This is a genomic window from Gordonibacter urolithinfaciens, assembly GCF_900199375.1.
GTDB lineage: Bacteria > Actinomycetota > Coriobacteriia > Coriobacteriales > Eggerthellaceae > Gordonibacter > Gordonibacter urolithinfaciens.
The window spans coordinates 1,362,836-1,378,912 of the sequence record NZ_LT900217.1 but is presented as its reverse complement, the minus strand read 5'-3'; the positions used below and the strand labels follow the sequence as shown (position 1 = coordinate 1,378,912).

The following is a 16,077-nucleotide window of genomic DNA, read 5'->3' as shown; positions in this document are numbered from 1 at the left end:
TATTATAGGATGGGCGCCCTCGGAGGCGCACGATGATATACCGAAGGAGCTTTCATGACTACGCTGTTCGTGAACGCCTGCATGCGCGGAGAGGACTCGCGCACGCTCGCACTGTGCCGTGAATACCTGCAGGGCAAAGAAGAGGTCGTCGAAGTCGACTTGGCCACGCTCGGCCTCAAGCCGTTCGACGCCCAGATGGTGGCCTACCGCACCGAGAAGCAGAAGGCGAAGGCATGGGACGATCCCATCTTCGACCTGTCGCACCAGTTCGCCGAGGCCGATGAGGTCGTCATCGGCGCGCCGTACTGGGACCTGTCATTCCCGGCGGCGCTCAAGGTGTATATGGAGCATGTGAGCGTGTGCGACATCGCGTTCCACTACACCGAGGACGCGCGGTGCGAGGGCATCTGCAAGGCGGACCGCCTCACCTATATCGCGTCGTGCGGCGGGTTCGTGGAGGGTGCGAACTTCGGCTACGAGTACTTCTGCGGCATCGCCAAGATGTTCGGCATTCCCGAGACGCGGTTCGTGGCCGCCGAGGGGCTGGATATCGTGGGTATCGATGTGGAGGCCCAGATGGACAAGGCCCGAGCCCAGATAGCCGCGCTCGACTAGCATGTCGTCGGCCGCCCATGACGCCGAGGGCCTCGTGGCCCTTGTGCCCCCGCACCTCGACCATCCTGTCCGGTTGTCCGACTACCTGGGTGCAGCCGGCGCGACCGTGATGATCCAGCGGGCGCTCAACTGCGTGGATTCCCGGTTGGTGGATCACGGCCTGCGGGTGGGCGCGATCATGGACGCCATGCTCGAGGCGGCGGGGTGGGAGCCGGCAAGGCGCCGCGACGCGTGCCTCATGGCGCTCATGCACGACATCGGCGCCTATCGCACCGAGGAGATCGACCGGCTCGTGGAGTTCGAGTCATGCGACGTGTGGGAGCATTCGTTCTACGGCTACCTTTTCTTCAAGGAGCTCTCGCCGTTGGCCGGCTATGCCGAGGTCGTGCTCTACCACCATATGCCCGATCGCCTGTTCACCGACCAAGATCCGGCGGTGCGTTTCCTCGCGCAGGTGCTGCAGGTGGCCGACCGCGTGGACATGCTGTTGCTGGAGCGCCCCCGGGCAAGCACCGAGGAGGTGGCGCATGCGCTGGGGAGCGCTCCTGCGGGCCAGTTCTCGTTCGAGGCGACGGCCCTGTTCCAGGAAGCGGAGCGGCGCGCAGGCCTGCTCGGGCAGCTGCGCGGTGGTTTCGATGCGGGGGATGCGCTGCGCAAGGTGTCGGCTGCGGCCGATCCCGATGCCGCTGCGGCCTTCCTCGACATGCTCGTGCATGTCATCGACTTTCGCAGCCGCCACACCGTCACCCATACGGTGACCACGGCCTGGACGGCCTACGAGATAGCCCGCCGCCTGATGGCCGACGAAGCCGAGAGGGGCCGTGTGTACTGCGCCGCGCTGCTGCATGACGTGGGCAAGATCGGCATCCCGCTCGGCATTTTGGAGAAGCCGGGGCGCCTCGATGCCCGCGAGATGGCCGTCATGCGCACGCATGTGACCTTGACCAAGTCGATCCTGGCCGGTTGCGTGCCCAACGACATAGCCGCCGCGGCGGCCCGACATCACGAGAAGCTCGACGGCTCGGGCTATCCGCGCGGCCTCGCGGCTGTCGACCTGAAGATGGCGGACCGCATCATCGCAGTGGCCGACATCGTGAGCGCGCTGGTGGGCACCCGCAGCTACAAGGAGGCGTTCCCGAAAGAGCGGGTGCTGGAGGTGCTGGCCGACCAACGCGATCGCGGGTTGATCGACGGTTCGTGCGTGGCGGTGATGGTGCGCGATTACGACGAGGTCATGGCCGTGGTGCAGCGCGCATGCCTTCCCGTCGCGGCGTTGTACGAGCGCGTGCAGCAGGAATACCGCTGGCTTTTGGACCAGCTGGCGCGCCATGAGGCGGGGCCTTTGACGGAGCCGGTCGCGCCGGTCGGCTGAACGGCGGGTACCGTGCGCCGCTCCAGGCCGATAATGACGGCCAGATGAAGGGGAGGAACAGGATCATGAAACGTTTGCTCATGGTGGTGGACTACCAGAACGACTTTGTGGACGGGGCCTTGGGTTTTCCCGGTGCCGAGAAGCTGGAGAAGCCCATCGCCGACAAGATCGCCGCGTACCGCGAGGCGGGCGACGAGGTGGCGTTCACCTTCGACACGCACCGGCGCGACTACCTTGACACGCAGGAGGGGAAGAACCTCCCCGTGGCGCACTGCGTGGAGGGCACGCCCGGCCACGACCTGTACGGCCAGGTGGCGGACTGTCTGCGCGACTCCGACACCGTGTTCTGCAAGCCGGCGTTCGGCTCGGCCGCGTTCTTCGAGCGCTGCCGCCAGTCGCAGCGTGCTGCCGACGCGGTGGGCAAGCTGCCGTTCGCGAGCATAGAGATCGTGGGCCTGGTGTCCAACATCTGCATCATCTCGAACGCCGTGCTGGCAAAGACCGCCTGCCCCGAGGTGCCCGTCATCGTGGACGCCGCCTGCACGGCCTCGTTCGACCCCGACCTTCACGAGAAGGCCCTCGACGTCATGGAAGGCCTCCAGATACAGGTGATCAACCGCTAGCAGCGCACCGTGGCGCGCCCTTGCGCCTGCGGCGTTGCGCGCGTATATTCTGCCTAGACGGGGGATAGCGTGCCGGGGGACGACGTGCGAGGGAGAGCTATGGAGACGAAGTACACGACCTGCGTGTTCTGCGACGGGGGCTGTCGGGTCAAGGCCGAGGTCGACGGGGATCGGCTGAGCGTGCTGCCGGCCGATCCGGCATTCCCGGCCATCTGCCCGAAGGCGGGCATGGTGGATGCGTACCGCCTGCATCCCGACCGCGTGACCGTGCCGCTGAAGAACGTGGGCGAACGCGGCGAGCCGCAGTGGCAGGAGGTGTCCTGGGGCCAGGCGCTCGACGAGATAGCCGCGCGGCTGCAGGCGGTGGCGGACGCTTACGGCCCGGAGGCTGTGGCGTTCGCCGAGATGCCGCTCAACGTAGGCTTCGGCGGCATCACCCGCCGCCTGATGAACTGCCTGGGCACACCCAACTACACGGCGCCGGTGGCGCTGTGCATGGGCAACACCGCCCAGGTGCACCGGGCGGTGTACGGCTGGTTCGCCGGGGCGGACTGGGGACGGGCCGACTGCATCGTCTACTTCGGGCAGGACCGCGACCGCGAGCGCTGGCCCGGCGAGTACCTGGCTCTGAACGCAGCGCTCGAGCGCGGGGCGGTGCTCATCGAGGTCGACCCGCGCGAGACGGCCACGGCGAAGCGCGCGCACTACCACCTGCGCATCCGCTACGGCACCGATGCGGCGCTCGCGCTCGGGTGGATCAACGTCGTCATCGGGGAGGGGCTCTACGACCGCGCCTTCGTGGAGGGCTCGTGCACGGGCTTCGACGAGCTGGCCGCGCGGGCGGCGGAGTACCCTCCCGAGCGCGTGGCCGCCCTCTGCGGCATCGACGCCGAGCTCGTGCGCGAGACGGCGCGCGTGTACGCGCGGGCGCAGGCGGCCATCATCCCCTGGGGCGTGGTGGGCGACATGCAGCGCAACTCCACGTCGCTATTGCAGGCGCAGTGCATCCTGCGCGCCCTCTGCGGCTTCGTGAACAAGAGCGAGGCGGTGTGCGGGCCGGCGCTCGGGGGCGTGGGCAACGCCGAGCTGGCCGCGTTCGAGCTGCTGCCAACCGAGAAGCGCGCCCTCCAGCTGGGGCGCGGCACCCATCCGCTGCTCACGTTCGCGGCCTCGGACCTCTACCGCCAGGCCAACGAGCGCGAAGGCGTACCCTACGAGCCCGACCTGCTGGCCGAGTCGTGCGCCTGCGATCCGGCATCGCTGTTCGCCGCCATGCGCGGCGAGGGGCCCTACCCCGTGAAGGCCTTCTTCTCCGTGGCGAACAACACGGTGATGAGCTATGCGAACCAGCAGGGCATCGTCGACGCGCTCATGAACCAGGACCTCGTGGTGGCCTTCGAGCATTGGCTCACGCCCACGGCGCAGCTGGCCGACTACGTGCTGCCGGGCGATATGTGGGCCGAGCGCGACGTGTTGGGGTCGCCGTTCGACGTGGGGCCGGTCTTCTCGGCGGGGCAGGCGTTCCGCAGGCCGGCGGGCCAGTGCAAGAGCTGGTACTACGTGGTGAAGGGCCTGGCCGACCGCCTGGGCTTTGCGGAACGGTTCCCTTGGGCGAACGAGCACGAGCTGTACGATTGGCGGCTGGCGCCGCTCGGCCTCACGTGGGAGGACGCGTGCGCGCGGGCGCCGGAGCCCCTCCTGCGCGAGCTGGCTGCGCCGGGACGGTTCGTCACGCCTTCGGGCAAGGTGGAGCTGGCCAGCTCCGTGCTGGTCGAGCTGGGCTTCGACCCGCTGCCCTCCTACGAGGAGCCGTCCGATCCCGGCTGCGAGGCCGCGCCGGAGGGAGCGTACCCTTACGTGGCGTTCGCGGGCTTCCGCGAGCGGAAGTCGTACAACACGAACCTGCACCAGATGCCCGAGCTGCGCGCGCAGGAGCCGGAACCGCGGTTCTTCATCAACCCGGCCGATGCGGCGGCCGAGGGCATAGGCGAGGGCGCCTGGTGCGTGGTGGAGACGGCGTACGGGCAGGTGGAGCTGTTGTCCCACCTGGATGAGGCGCAGCCTGAGGGCACGCTGCGCGTGCCGCACGGCTGGTGGAAGCCCGAGACGGCCCCGGGCGTCGCGGCCGGCTTGAGCGGCGCCTGCCTCCACAACGACGGCATGCTGTTCCCCGATGCGGATTGGAACCTCGATCCCGCCCAGGGCGTTCCGAACCTGCGCGGCGGCATCCATGCCCGCGTGAGGGCGAAGTAGCGGGCGGGCGTCGCTCGCTACTTCGCCCCAGCTGCTCGCGCGCCCCTAGCGGCGGCGTGCGAACGCCTCGAGCACGAGCTGCGCGCGGGTGCCGATGGGCGTGTCGTTCTCGGCGAGGAAGCGCGGGATGTCGGCGATGGGCAGCAGGAACGGCTCGATGAGCTCGGCCGGCTCGGGTTGCGCGTCGGCCACGCGCTCCACCTGTGCGAACACCACCTGCACCGTCTCGTCGGTGAGGCCGGTGGACGAGAAGCCCGCCTGCGGCAGGGGGTCGAGCGCCGCGGCGCCCAAGTCGGCGCGCAGCGCGTAGCCCGTCTCCTCGCGCAGCTCGCGGTCCACGGCTGCCGCCAGGTCCTCGCCCGGGTCCACGAGCCCGGCGGGGAATGCGATGCACCAGCTGTTCAACGGATAGCGGAACTCGCGGATGAGCAGCAGCCGGCCGTCGGGTGTCTGCGGCACGATGCACACGGCGTCGGATGCCGCGCTCTCGCCGCGCGCGTGCGCCTCCAGCTCGGCGCGGTACGCCTCCGGCCCCTTGCGCGAGGCGCTCTCGTACTCATAGGTCGAGCCGTCGGGCATCGTGTACGTCAGCACGTACTTCTTTATCCAGCCGTCGGATACTTGGCGCAGGCCGGCGAACGTGGGCGTGGGCGAAGCGGCGCTGGCGGTGGGGGCATTTGTGGCGCTGGCGGCTGCGCTGGTGGTGCCGTCGATAGTGGGGGCGGCAGGGGCATTGCGGGTGGTCTCGGGCATAGGGTTGCTCCTTCTCGGTAGCTTGACGTACCGTCCCTCTACGTTTCCGGGAGCAGGCGCCGATGTTTCACGTGAAACATTCGTTCGCGTTGCTCGCCGGAGCGCGGGACGACGGGTCGCGGTTGCGGCTAGAAGTCGAACACGTCGCCCACGTTCGCGGCTAGGCAGAGGTCGGCCTGGCGGTCGCGCGGGGTGGGGGTGCGGTTCACGATGACCAGGTGGTCGCCTTGGAAGAAGTCGATGAGGCCCGCGGCTGGGTACACGGCGAGCGACGTGCCTGCCACCACCAGGAGGTCGGCACGGGCGATGGCGTCGACGGATGCCTGGAGCGTGCGCTCGTCGAGCGCTTCCTCGTACAGCACGACGTCGGGCTTCACGATGCCGCCGCACGCGGGGCAGCGCGGCACGCCGTCGGCGGCCTCGTCGCGCAGGCGCAGCAGCTCGTCCACCGGGTATGCCGCACCGCAATCCATGCAGAAGTTCCGCAGCACGCTGCCGTGCAGCTCCAGCACGCGCTTGCTGCCGGCCTTCTGGTGCAGGCCGTCGATGTTCTGCGTGACCACGGCGGACAAGGTGCCCGCCTGCTCCAGCTCCGCCAGCTTCCGGTGCGCGCGGTTCGGCTGGGCGTCCAGCGCGAGCATGCGGTCGCTGTAGAAGGCGAAGAACTCCGCCGGATGCGCGTCGAAGAAGCTGCGCGAGATCATCTGCTCGGGCGGATGGGGGTACTTCTGCGCGTACAGCCCGTCAGGGCTGCGGAAGTCGGGGATGCCGCTCTCGGTGGACACGCCCGCCCCGCCGAAGAACACCATGCGTCCCGGCTTCGTCTCGTCCACCCAGCGCCGGAACGCCTCGATCCCGCGCCGCGTCTCGTCGTCCATGGTTCCTCCTCGATAGTGCTGCGAATGGCTTGCGTCCCATCATAGCAGGAAGGCGACCTTGCGGTCGCCTTCCGTTGCGCACTGGCCGTGTACCTCGCAGAACTAGCCCTCGATGGCGATGGTCTTCTTCTCCTCGAGCTTCGGCTGCTCCTGCTTCTTCGGCACGGCGATCTTCAGCACGCCGTCCTCGAACTTCGCCTTGATGTCGTCTTCCTCCACGTCGTCGCCCACGTAGAACGTGCGGCTGCACTTGCCGCTGAAGCGCTCCTTGCGCACGTAGGTGCCTTCCTCGTCCTTGTCCTCGGACTCGCTCTGCGTCTGCGCGTTGATGGTAAGGTAGCCATCCTTGAGTTCGGCCTGCACGTCATCCTTCTTGAAGCCCGGCAGGTCGATGGTCAGCTCGTAGCCGCCGTCCGTCTCCTTGATGTCGGTGCGCATGAGCGTGGGCGACATCTTCTGCATCGCCTGCATCGGGGCCGAGGCCGCGTTGAAGAACGCGTCGAACGGGTCGGTCATCAGCTCGCTCAGCAGGTTGCGGTTCCTCCGCATGGGTACCATCATGGCCATACTAATCACTCTCCTACGTGTCGTGCGAGGCTCGGGCTCCCTTCGGCGGCGCATCCGGCTTGTCGGTCGGATGTCGGGTCGAATGAGAAAACCTAAGCCTCTATCTGTGCGGTTTTCTCTGTACGAGACTGTTATAAAACGTTGCATTAGCACTGTCAAGCAACGAGTGCTAAAAGTTACGGTTTCGTCAACTTCCGAGTGCGAAAGCGGAGATGCCCGCAACCCTCGCCCCAGAGTATCCCCCGCCGCGCCTGCCTTCCCGCACGTCTATCTGGGGCCGCCAAAGCGAATACCCCTCGCCACATCCCTGTCATGCAGATGCTCCCTTGGGATGAAGGAGAAGGATAGGAGGCGGGGTTGCCGGTCGCGCTCGAGCAACGACTGGCTCTCCTTGGACGGTTCGGGCTTCAGCGGGAATTCGGCTGCCGAAGATGGATGTGAAATATGGGTATAGACGTGCCCAAGGCTTCGATATAAGTGGCACGCGCTTTGGTTTTTTTGCTATCATGCAAGACGAGCCGCAGGGAGCTGCTAACTCCCCACGGCTCTCGAATCGCTTCGGCGGTTTGGCTTTGGTTAGCGCTCCTTGTCCTTACGGACGGGGAGCCTTTCTATTATAGCCGCAGTTAGATGCACTGCGCTGGCGATCAGCTCAAGGATTGCCGTAAGCAAAACCAAATCGGTCATGGTTGCCACCCCCTTCCCGTTTCGCCCTGCAAGAGGGGATAAGGTTGGAGAGGGATGTGGCACCGCGCCGCCTCTGCGCTCCGTTCCCCCATCCTACCGCCGCAACCTTGCCGGGCGACCGTAATATCGCCGTCGGGGAATCGCCCTGATCTTGTCCAATCCTTGTGTATCCGCCGTTCCGATCTTGCCGGTATCTTGCATATCCGCCATGCACACCTTGCCGTTATCTTGCACGCCTCTGGCGCAGTTGCCGCATGGTGCGTCGACACCCCTGCGGCCGTAGGCGAAACGAGGCCCCTCCGCCGCTGTGGCGGGCGGCTTCGGCCGTGCACCCCCCCCGACAACGGGAGGCTTTGGCTGCGCTCTCTCCTCGGCAACGGGCGGCTTCTTCTTCGGAGGGTGGTTTCCCCTCCGTGCCATTCCCTTTCCAATTAAACCTCTCACCAGCAAAAACGTAAAAATGCCCCCACGGGGGTAATGGTCGGTTGCTCCGCTGGCCTGCATCATGCGGCCGAAGGGTTTCATCGATCGAACCAGAGAAGGAGAAGGAGGAGGACATGGTCGACAAGGATAGCGCAGACGGCGCGATCGGGGCTCCGAGTGCCCCGGCTGCTCCCGGTGCCGACAGCGGCCCGGGCGCCTCGAGTGCCCCTGGCACCCCGGCTGCCGGTGCCTCGCAGGATGCCAACCCGGCTGCCCCCGCGCCGAAACGCGCGCGGCGCGGCGTCATCGTGGCGGGCGTCATCGTGGCGGTGGTGCTGGTAGCCGGCATTGGGGCGTGGGTGTGGCACGAGCAGCCCAGCTTCTGCAACGCCATCTGCCACAGCCCCATGGACAAGTACGTGGAGACGTACAGCGAGGGCGACCCGGGCAAGCTGGTCACGCAGCACGCGGCGGCCGGCGACACATGCCTGAGCTGCCACGAGGCCGAGTTCGCCACGCAGGTGTCCGAGGCCATGGCATGGGCGAGCGACAGCTATCCGATGGACGAGGCCACGGGCATGCTGGCCACGGGCAAGGAGTTCGCCTCCGAGGAGTTCTGCGCGCGCAGCGGCTGCCACAGCATGGACGAGGTGGTTGCAGGCACTTGGGGCTTCGAGGGCAACGACGAGAAGTACAACCCGCATTCCAGCCACCAGGACAACGCGCTTGAATGCGGCGACTGCCATAAGGTGCATGAGAAGAGCACGCTCGTGTGCAACGAATGCCATGCGCTGACCGCGCCCGAGGGATGGGAGGCTCCCAATGAGTAACGAGCGCAGCGGGCTCTCGCGCCGCAGCTTCCTCAAGGGGGCGGGCATCACCGCGCTCGGCGCCGCCGCAGCGGGTGCGCTGGCTGGGTGCGGCAACGGCTACGCCGTGGATGCCGCCGCAGCCCCCGCTAACGCACGCGTCGGGGAGACGGGCACGCCAACCTGGCTGGGATCGGCGCCCGAGGTGCCCGAGGCCGATATCGCCGAGACGCTGGACGTGGAGGTGTTGGTGGTGGGCTGCCGCACCGGTGGGCTGCCGGCCATCATCTCCGCCGCCGAGAACGGCGCTCGCGTGCTGGGCATCGACCGCGTGTCCAAGGTGGCGAACCCGCGCGAGGACATCGGCGCCATCGACTCTGCTCTGCAGAAGGCGTCGTTCGCAGAGTATCCCCAGTTCGAGATCGACAAGATGGAGGCCGTGGAGGACATTGTCCGCTATGCCAACGGCTTCATCAACTACGACCTGGTGAAGCTGTGGGCGAACGAGTCCGGCCCCATGCTGGACTGGATCACCGGCATCGTGGAGCGCGACGGCCGCATGGTCATGAACTTCGAGGGCTCCATCGGCACGACGGGACAGGGCGCGCGCGACAAGGCGTGGGCCACCGGCCACAGTCCCGAGAAAACTGCCCTCTCGAAGGACGACAAGAGCTTCAGCTTCGGCGTGTCGCTCATGGAATACGCGCAGGAGAAGGGCGCCGAGTTCCGCTGGAACACCGAGCTGGTGAAGTGCGTGCAGGACAGCTCCGGCCGCGTGACCGGCGTGATCGCCCGCGATGTGAACGACCGCCACTACCTGCGCATCAACGCCAGCAAGGGCGTCATCCTATCAACGGGCGGCTACGGCAACAACCTGGAGATGATGGAGGCCCGCCAGCCGTGGAACCAGGCGCTGCGCATCGCGGCTCCCGGCAAGGGCGGCAACCCCACCGGCGACGGCATCAAGGCGGCTCTGTGGGCAGGCGGCCAGATGGACCCGATCGGCGCGGCGTGCACGTTCAACCGTGCGTGCTGCAAGCCCGACCAGACGGCTGGCAACGGCACGGTGGGCGAGTGGTTCTGGTTCGGCGAGCAGCCGTTCATGAAGGTGAACCTGAACGGCAACCGCTTCTGCAACGAGTCCGGCCCCTACGACTACATGCTGCATTCGGCCTACATGCAGCCGCACCACACGTACTGCGATATCTGGGACGCGAATTACGCCGAGCAGGTGCGCCAGATGAACGAGGTGGGCTGCTGCCGCCTGTACCCGTTCGACAACGGCGCGCCGTCGAACCGCACCATCGAGTCCATGGCCTCCGAGTTCGAGAAGCTCATCGAGGCCGGTTACATCCAGCAGGCCGACACCATGGAGGAGCTGGCCGAGAAGCTGAACATCCCCGTGGAGAACACGGTGAAGTCGTGGCAGCGCTACAACCACCTTGCCGAGCAAGGGCGCGACGAGGACTACAACAAGGAGGCGTACCGCCTGATGAAGCTGGACACGCCGCCGTTCTACGGCGTGCGCACCGGCGCCTGGTTCCTGGCCACGCTCGACGGCGTGATGATCGACACGGATATGCATCCCGTGCGCGAAGACGGCACACCGGTGGAGGGTCTGTACCTGACCGGCGACTGCTCGGGTGGCTTCTTCAGCGTGAGCTATCCGAACCTGTTCACGGGCCTGGCCTGTGGTCGCACGATGACCTTCGGCCGCCGCGCCGGCATGTTGGCCGCCACCGGCCAGGCATAGAGCTTGTGGCCGTGCCCGCCGGCAACCGCAGCCGGCTGGGCCTTCCCGCGGCTTCCGGGCGGCGCGTTCCCTTTCGCGCCGTCCGTGCCACCCACCAACCCCTGCGGCAGGCTCGGACTCTTTCCCTCTTTCACCCGAGCCTGCCGCTTTCCCTCCCTTCGGCGACGCCCCGCTACTCCTCCGGGGCGTCGCCGTCTGCTGTGCCTTGCCGGCAGCTGCGCACCTGTTGGGGAAGCCGTGCATGCTACAATGGCGGGCATGACCGCTTCCCCGGAACAATCCCCCTCCCTGTTCGCCGCGCCGTTCTGGCGGGTGTGTGCGGCGCTTCTGTGCGTGCTGCTCACCACGTCGCTCATGAATGTGGTGGTGTTCCCGCGCTTTGACGCGGTGTTCACCTACGCTCGCGACGTGTCCGTGCTGGCCAATGCCGCTACGCTCATTGCGGTGGGCCTTGTGGCCACGTTTAGGCCGCCGCTTCTGCGCATGCGGGCGCTCACGGCGGGTTGCCTCGTGCTGCTTGCGGTGGGCTCGGCACTGCTGCCGGCAGGGCTGTACGCCGGCAGCGCGGTGGCGCTTACCGCCGCAGCTTGCGCGCTGTCCATCGGGCGTGGATGGGCCATCGTGATGGTGGGTGCGGCAGCCTCGCGCTTGGAGGTGCGCCAGGCGGGAGCTTGCATTGCGTTGGCGTTCGTCGCGGAATACGCGGTGACGGCCCTGGTGTGGGTGATTCCGGCGGGGGCGGGCACGGTGCTGTTCGCGCTGCTGCCCTTCGCCACGGTGGCCCTGGTGTGGCGCTTGGCGCAGCCCGTGCTTCAAGCTACGGAGTGTGGCGAGGCGCCGGCCGATTTCTCCGTCACCCAGCCCTCCACGTTTCTGCCGCTGGCCAGCCAATTGTTCGTGTGCCTGTTCCTGTTCCGCGTGGCGTTCGGCTACTCGTTGCGCTTCGGCGAGGTGGGCGGCGTGCCGGTATCCGACTTCCTGGGTATCGTTCCCGTGGCGACGGTGGCGCTGTATGTGCTGTTGTCGCGCCGAACGTTTCCGGCCGATCTGCTGGCGCAGGTTTCTGTGCTGCTGGTGGTGGCTGGGTTCCTGGTGGTGTCGGCCGGCGGCGCATACGCGGCTGTGGGAAGCGTGACGCTGCTCGCGGCCGGCAACGCGCTGTTCGACATGGTGGCGTGGCTCGTGCTCATTGCCGTGGCGGGGCGCAACCCGCGTGCGGCCGTGGCCACGTTCGCCTGGGGCCGCGGTGTGTCCGGGCTGGGTTCCACCGCGGGTGCAGCGCTGGGCGTGTGGTCGAACGACCTGTTCGGCGCAAGGTCTCCGGCGGTCGATTTCGTCACGGGCACGCTGATCCTCGTGTTCGTGGGCTATGCGCTCATCGGGCTCAAGCACTTCAGCTTCGCCGAGACTATCGCGGGCGTCACGCCGGTGGACCAGGCGGTTGCGAAGTCGCCCGAGCAGGAGTTCGCGGAGCGTTGCCACACGCTGGCCGAGCGCTACGGCTTGAGCCCGCGCGAGCTGGAGGTATTCATGATGCTGGCGCGCGGGCGCGACCGCGCCTACATCCAAGAACAGCTGGTCGTGTCGCGCAACACCGTGAAGGCCCACGTCAAGCACGTGTACGCCAAGCTGGATATCCACACGCACCAGGATTTGATCGACCTGGTGGAGGAGGAGCGCGCCGAAAGCGGGCGCGCGTCGGAAAGGAGTGCGCTATGACCGTCATCGGCATCATCTCGGATACGCACGGACAGCTGTCGGAGGCGGCGTATGCGGCCTTGGCCGACAGCGACCACATCATCCACGCGGGCGACATCGGCAACCCGCCCATCCTCCGCGAGCTGGAAACGCTGGCGCCCGTGACGGCGGTGCTGGGGAACAACGACTTCGACGAGTACGGGCAGGCGGTCAGCCGTTTCGCGCATCCCGTCATCGACGGCGTGAGGTTCCTGGTGGCCCACTACCCGCGCGACGTGAAGATAAACTTCGCGGGCTCGGGGGCGCTCGCGCCGGGCGATCCCATTCCCCAGGTGTGCGTCCACGGGCATACGCACGTGCCCGAGATCGTCACCGGCCCCGAGGCACGGCCGGCCACGTACGTCGTGTGCCCCGGAGCCGCGTTCCGCCCGCGCGGCGGTTTTCCCCGCTGCATCGCCAAGATCGACGTGGCCGACGGCCGCGTGAACAGCGTGCGTGTGGAAGCGCTAACGGGCGAGGTGCTGCTGGAGGCGTGAGGCGGGCGGCGGGGAGCCGCTATAATAGGCTCCGAAAGGCATGCCGCACGATGGAAGGGCCGTGGCGGCGGAGCGCGAAACGCAACAACGAGAGGCGGCGGCATGGCGGAAGGGTACAGCGCGATTGCGCGCACGGTTGCTCATATTATGGAGGCGGACTACGCGGGACAGCCCGAGTGCGCCCCGTGCGGTGGAGCGTGGTCGTGGCTGGCCGCGCTCGCGGAGGCCGAAGCGGCGGGTGCGCTCGACGACGAGCTGTTCGTGCAAGGCGTGAGGCGCTACTTGGCAGGGTTCCAAGATCCAGGCCTGGCATTCGAGGCGTCTGCAAAGGCTGATTTTCGACCGACGACGTGCGGTTTCTCGGTGCGTCGCCATGGCGACGCACTCTACGTGACCGAGGTGCGCGAAGACGACCGCCTCGCGCCCGGCGACGCCGTGGGCCTGCTGGACGGTCGGACGCCGGACGAGCACTTGGCAAGCCTGCCGGGCAACCCCGTGAACGGCGACGATCCCGAGCGCCAGCTCTGGGACGAGGAAGTCGCGCGGTGCATGCGCGTGCTGGTGCGCCATGCCGACGGCGCCGAGGAGGACCTGCCGGTGGAGCGCTTCCCGCGCCCTGGTCTCGCGGCGAGCCTGCGGCCTCCGACCATCGAGCTGCATGAGGGCGCAGGACCGCGCGGCGACGAGCGCGCGGTCGTCATCGCCGCTCACCATTTCGTGGATGCGTCGGTGCTGCAGGCGATGCAGCTCCGCTTCGACGACATCCAGCGCGCCGACCGGGTGATCGTGGACATCCGCGATGCGGGGGAGGGCATGATCGGCAACGCGTTCGGCCTGATGGCGCTTTTCTTCGACCGAGAGGTCAACCTGAGGGACCTCATGGGCCAGCAGATCGTCTACACGCGCTACACCGAGCGCAACGCGCGGCTGCGCGCACGTCAGCTCGCGCGCCTGCTGGATATGAGCGACGAGGCGGGGAGGGCCTGGGTGCAGGCCGAGATCGACCACGTGGCCGCCTGCGCGGGCCAAGGCTTCGTGAAGGAGGCGGAGCTCGAGGAGGACATGCTGTTCCCGCCGGCCCCCGCGGGGCAGAGGACGCTGCTGCTCACCGACGTGCGCACGAGCGGTCCGGCCGAGCGGCTGGCGGCCATCGCGCGCCGCGCCGCCGCGCAGGGGTGCGGCAAGGTGCGCTCCGTGGGCCGCGCGACGCGGGGCAGCCTGGACTACGCGAACCTCGTGGTCGCGCCGCTCGACGAGATATTCTCGCTCGTGTATCCCATAGCCAAGACGGAGGACGCCCACGAGGGTCGCGGCCTGCGGGGCCGGGGTCTCGCGCCTGACGTGCACGTGCCGTTCACGCCCGAGGAATGCACGCGTGACCTGGTGTTGGAGCAGGCGCTTGTCGAGCCGTAGGCCGAAGGGTAGGGAAACGCGAACGAACACGCGGGATGCGAACCGGCGGGCGGGATGCGAGCGGGCGTGCGACGCCGAGGGAGAGCGCGGTGAGATGGATACGGAAGGCGCACAAGCCGTTTGCCCAGGCTCCTCGCTTGTGTCTGCTACGCCACTGCCACCAGCTCGCCGGTGACGGAGTCCATCACGAAGCCGGCTACGCGCACGTGGGGCGGCATGACGGGGTGTTTGCGGATGAGGTCGACGCTCTTGCGCACGGACTCCTCGGTGTCGCCGAAGCCGGCGAGCCAGCGGTCGAAGTCGATGCCGCAGTGGCGCGCGAACTCGATGCGCTGCTCCGACACGCCCAAGCGGCGCATGCTGTCGATCATGGCCGCCCCGCTCATATGCTGTGCCCCGCAATTCGTGTGCGCCACGACCATGATATCCTCCACGCCCAGCTCGCACACGGCGATCAGCAGCGAGCGCATGACGCTGCCGAAGGGGTGGGCCACCTCGGCGCCGGCCACCTTGATGATCTTCGCATCGCCGTTCTTCAGCCCGAGCGCCGCCGCCAGAAGCTCGGTGAGCCGCGTGTCCATGCACGAGACCACGGCCAACTTCTTGTCGGGGTACTTGTCGGTCGCATAGCGCGCGAACTCGCCGCCTTCCACGAACGCCCGGTTGTGCGCGAGCACGCTGTCGATGGTCCCGCTCCCGGTTCCGTCCTCCTGGCCCATGATGCCGCCTTCCCTCCGTTTTTTCGGTCGCCTCCATGGTAGCCCATTTGCCGTGCGGCAAAAGAAGAACAGATGTTTCACGTGAAACATCTGGAAAGATGGCGGCGGAACACGGCCCGAAAAGGTGCTTGCGACTTCGGGGATGCGACCTCGCGATCGGGACGATGGTGCGGAGGGGCCATTGTGCGGGCAAGTTGCTCCCAGTAGATACGAGGCTTAGCAGCGCTTGCAACTCCGCGCATACGAGAGCGACCGCCGGCAGGCGGTCGCTCTCGGGGAAATGTGCGCTCGGCGGGAAGGCGAGCGCGGTTGCTCGCGCGGCTTAGAACGCGGTGAACGTGGCCTTCGGGCAGAAGCAGATGGGGCACTTTTCGAAATCCTCGCCCTTGTGGATGTAGCCGCAGATGGGGCAGAGGTAGAACGCGTCGTCGTCAGCGGCGTCGAGGTCGTTGTACGCGGCCAGGTAGCGCTCGGCATGCACGGACTCGGCCAGCTTGGCGCGGGTGAACACCTGGACGGCCTTCGCATTGCCCTCTTCCTGGGCCTTCTTGATGAACGCCGGGTACATGTCGGACGTCTCGTAGATCTCGCCGCAGGCGCCGGAGATGAGGTTCAGGTCCGTGGCCTCGCCAGAGCAGTCGGGGGCGGCGGGCTTCTCAAAGTCGGGCTCGACCTCGCTCACGAGGGCGTACTCGAGGCCGATGTGGATCTGCTCGGCGGCCGACGTGGCCTCGAACAGGCGAGCGATCTGGTCGTAGCCCTGCTCCTTGGCGGCCTTGGCGAAGGCGGCGTACTTGGCGGAGGCGCCGGTCTCGCCACCGATGGCGGCCTTCAGGTTGTCGAGCGTGGTGCCGACGGCGGTTTCGCTGCCGGTGGCGATGCTGAAGTTATTGCAGTTGTCAGCGGTGGGAATCTGGGCGCGTACCTTCATAGGTGCATTCTCCTTCTCGTCTGTTCGTGCTCTCATTGTTTCTCTTA

General features: G+C 67.4%; 14 protein-coding genes. 9 read left to right on the top strand and 5 right to left on the bottom strand.

The genetic code is table 11. The features are described 5' to 3' along the window. Positions 1 to 54 precede the first annotated feature (54 nt). The 4 genes from BN3560_RS05990 to BN3560_RS05975 all read left to right on the top strand — a co-directional run bounded on the left by BN3560_RS05990 (position 55) and on the right by BN3560_RS05975 (position 4,863). Positions 55 to 615 (top strand): NAD(P)H-dependent oxidoreductase, encoded by a 561-nt coding sequence (locus BN3560_RS05990; RefSeq protein ID WP_096227388.1) that lies wholly within the window; start codon positions 55 to 57, stop codon positions 613 to 615. 1 nt (position 616) lies between these two features. After that, positions 617 to 1,987: an HD-GYP domain-containing protein gene (locus tag BN3560_RS05985; RefSeq protein ID WP_227115002.1), complete on the top strand. Its 1,371-nt coding sequence runs from the start codon at positions 617 to 619 to the stop codon at positions 1,985 to 1,987. Positions 1,988 to 2,052: 65 nt separating this feature from the next. Further along, positions 2,053 to 2,610: a cysteine hydrolase family protein gene (locus tag BN3560_RS05980; protein WP_041239123.1), complete on the top strand. Its 558-nt coding sequence runs from the start codon at positions 2,053 to 2,055 to the stop codon at positions 2,608 to 2,610. Positions 2,611 to 2,709: 99 nt separating this feature from the next. Continuing rightward, positions 2,710 to 4,863 (top strand): molybdopterin-containing oxidoreductase family protein, encoded by a 2,154-nt coding sequence (locus tag BN3560_RS05975; protein ID WP_096227387.1) that lies wholly within the window; start codon positions 2,710 to 2,712, stop codon positions 4,861 to 4,863. A 45-nt stretch (positions 4,864 to 4,908) separates the two neighbouring features. Here the strand turns inward: BN3560_RS05975 and BN3560_RS05970 are convergent, their stop codons facing one another. From BN3560_RS05970 to BN3560_RS05960, 3 genes are all read right to left on the bottom strand, one after another. Next, entirely contained in the window at positions 4,909 to 5,616 is a 708-nt protein-coding gene (locus tag BN3560_RS05970) for an NUDIX hydrolase (protein ID WP_096227386.1), read from the bottom strand. Between the two features lie 128 nt (positions 5,617 to 5,744). Continuing rightward, positions 5,745 to 6,494, bottom strand: coding sequence for an NAD-dependent protein deacylase (locus tag BN3560_RS05965; RefSeq protein ID WP_096227385.1), 750 nt, complete (start codon positions 6,492 to 6,494; stop codon positions 5,745 to 5,747). A 102-nt stretch (positions 6,495 to 6,596) separates the two neighbouring features. Next, a complete protein-coding gene (locus BN3560_RS05960) occupies positions 6,597 to 7,061 on the bottom strand; it encodes an Hsp20/alpha crystallin family protein (RefSeq protein ID WP_087190197.1) in 465 nt (154 codons plus the stop codon). A 1,244-nt stretch (positions 7,062 to 8,305) separates the two neighbouring features. On the opposite strand from BN3560_RS05960, the gene BN3560_RS05955 reads away from it, so the two are divergent. The 5 genes from BN3560_RS05955 to BN3560_RS05935 all read left to right on the top strand — a co-directional run bounded on the left by BN3560_RS05955 (position 8,306) and on the right by BN3560_RS05935 (position 14,380). Beyond that, entirely contained in the window at positions 8,306 to 9,001 is a 696-nt protein-coding gene (locus BN3560_RS05955) for a cytochrome c3 family protein (RefSeq protein WP_096227384.1), read from the top strand. Beyond that, the gene (locus BN3560_RS05950; protein WP_096227383.1) at positions 8,994 to 10,733 is read left to right on the top strand and encodes an FAD-dependent oxidoreductase; all 1,740 of its coding nucleotides are present in this window, start codon (positions 8,994 to 8,996) and stop codon (positions 10,731 to 10,733) included. Before BN3560_RS05955 ends, BN3560_RS05950 begins: the two co-directional genes overlap by 8 nt. A 258-nt stretch (positions 10,734 to 10,991) precedes the next feature. Beyond that, entirely contained in the window at positions 10,992 to 12,452 is a 1,461-nt protein-coding gene (locus BN3560_RS05945; RefSeq protein ID WP_157780552.1) for a helix-turn-helix transcriptional regulator, read from the top strand. Further along, positions 12,449 to 12,967, top strand: coding sequence for a metallophosphoesterase family protein (locus BN3560_RS05940; protein WP_096227381.1), 519 nt, complete (start codon positions 12,449 to 12,451; stop codon positions 12,965 to 12,967). The genes BN3560_RS05945 and BN3560_RS05940 overlap by 4 nt, the downstream gene beginning before the upstream one ends. A gap of 102 nt (positions 12,968 to 13,069) precedes the next feature. Next, entirely contained in the window at positions 13,070 to 14,380 is a 1,311-nt protein-coding gene (locus BN3560_RS05935; RefSeq protein WP_096227380.1) for a hypothetical protein, read from the top strand. 146 nt (positions 14,381 to 14,526) lie between these two features. On the opposite strand, the gene BN3560_RS05930 is transcribed toward BN3560_RS05935, so the two are convergent. Both BN3560_RS05930 and ngr read right to left on the bottom strand, forming a co-directional pair. Further along, positions 14,527 to 15,099, bottom strand: a complete 573-nt coding sequence (locus BN3560_RS05930) for a beta-class carbonic anhydrase (protein WP_096227379.1) — start codon at positions 15,097 to 15,099, stop codon at positions 14,527 to 14,529. A gap of 322 nt (positions 15,100 to 15,421) precedes the next feature. Then, positions 15,422 to 16,030, bottom strand: coding sequence for a nigerythrin (gene ngr, locus BN3560_RS05925; protein ID WP_096227378.1), 609 nt, complete (start codon positions 16,028 to 16,030; stop codon positions 15,422 to 15,424). Positions 16,031 to 16,077 lie beyond the last annotated feature (47 nt).

What these genes read in the sequence shown, in the direction of transcription:
- BN3560_RS05990 (WP_096227388.1), top strand. Translation starts at nt 55, where the DNA reads ATGACTACGCTGTTCGTGAACGCCTGCATGCGCGGAGAGGACTCGCGC.
- BN3560_RS05985 (WP_227115002.1), top strand. Translation starts at nt 617, where the DNA reads ATGTCGTCGGCCGCCCATGACGCCGAGGGCCTCGTGGCCCTTGTGCCC.
- BN3560_RS05980 (WP_041239123.1), top strand. Translation starts at nt 2,053, where the DNA reads ATGAAACGTTTGCTCATGGTGGTGGACTACCAGAACGACTTTGTGGAC.
- BN3560_RS05975 (WP_096227387.1), top strand. Translation starts at nt 2,710, where the DNA reads ATGGAGACGAAGTACACGACCTGCGTGTTCTGCGACGGGGGCTGTCGG.
- BN3560_RS05970 (WP_096227386.1), bottom strand. Translation starts at nt 5,616, where the DNA reads ATGCCCGAGACCACCCGCAATGCCCCTGCCGCCCCCACTATCGACGGC.
- BN3560_RS05965 (WP_096227385.1), bottom strand. Translation starts at nt 6,494, where the DNA reads ATGGACGACGAGACGCGGCGCGGGATCGAGGCGTTCCGGCGCTGGGTG.
- BN3560_RS05960 (WP_087190197.1), bottom strand. Translation starts at nt 7,061, where the DNA reads ATGGCCATGATGGTACCCATGCGGAGGAACCGCAACCTGCTGAGCGAG.
- BN3560_RS05955 (WP_096227384.1), top strand. Translation starts at nt 8,306, where the DNA reads ATGGTCGACAAGGATAGCGCAGACGGCGCGATCGGGGCTCCGAGTGCC.
- BN3560_RS05950 (WP_096227383.1), top strand. Translation starts at nt 8,994, where the DNA reads ATGAGTAACGAGCGCAGCGGGCTCTCGCGCCGCAGCTTCCTCAAGGGG.
- BN3560_RS05945 (WP_157780552.1), top strand. Translation starts at nt 10,992, where the DNA reads ATGACCGCTTCCCCGGAACAATCCCCCTCCCTGTTCGCCGCGCCGTTC.
- BN3560_RS05940 (WP_096227381.1), top strand. Translation starts at nt 12,449, where the DNA reads ATGACCGTCATCGGCATCATCTCGGATACGCACGGACAGCTGTCGGAG.
- BN3560_RS05935 (WP_096227380.1), top strand. Translation starts at nt 13,070, where the DNA reads ATGGCGGAAGGGTACAGCGCGATTGCGCGCACGGTTGCTCATATTATG.
- BN3560_RS05930 (WP_096227379.1), bottom strand. Translation starts at nt 15,099, where the DNA reads ATGGGCCAGGAGGACGGAACCGGGAGCGGGACCATCGACAGCGTGCTC.
- ngr (WP_096227378.1), bottom strand. Translation starts at nt 16,030, where the DNA reads ATGAAGGTACGCGCCCAGATTCCCACCGCTGACAACTGCAATAACTTC.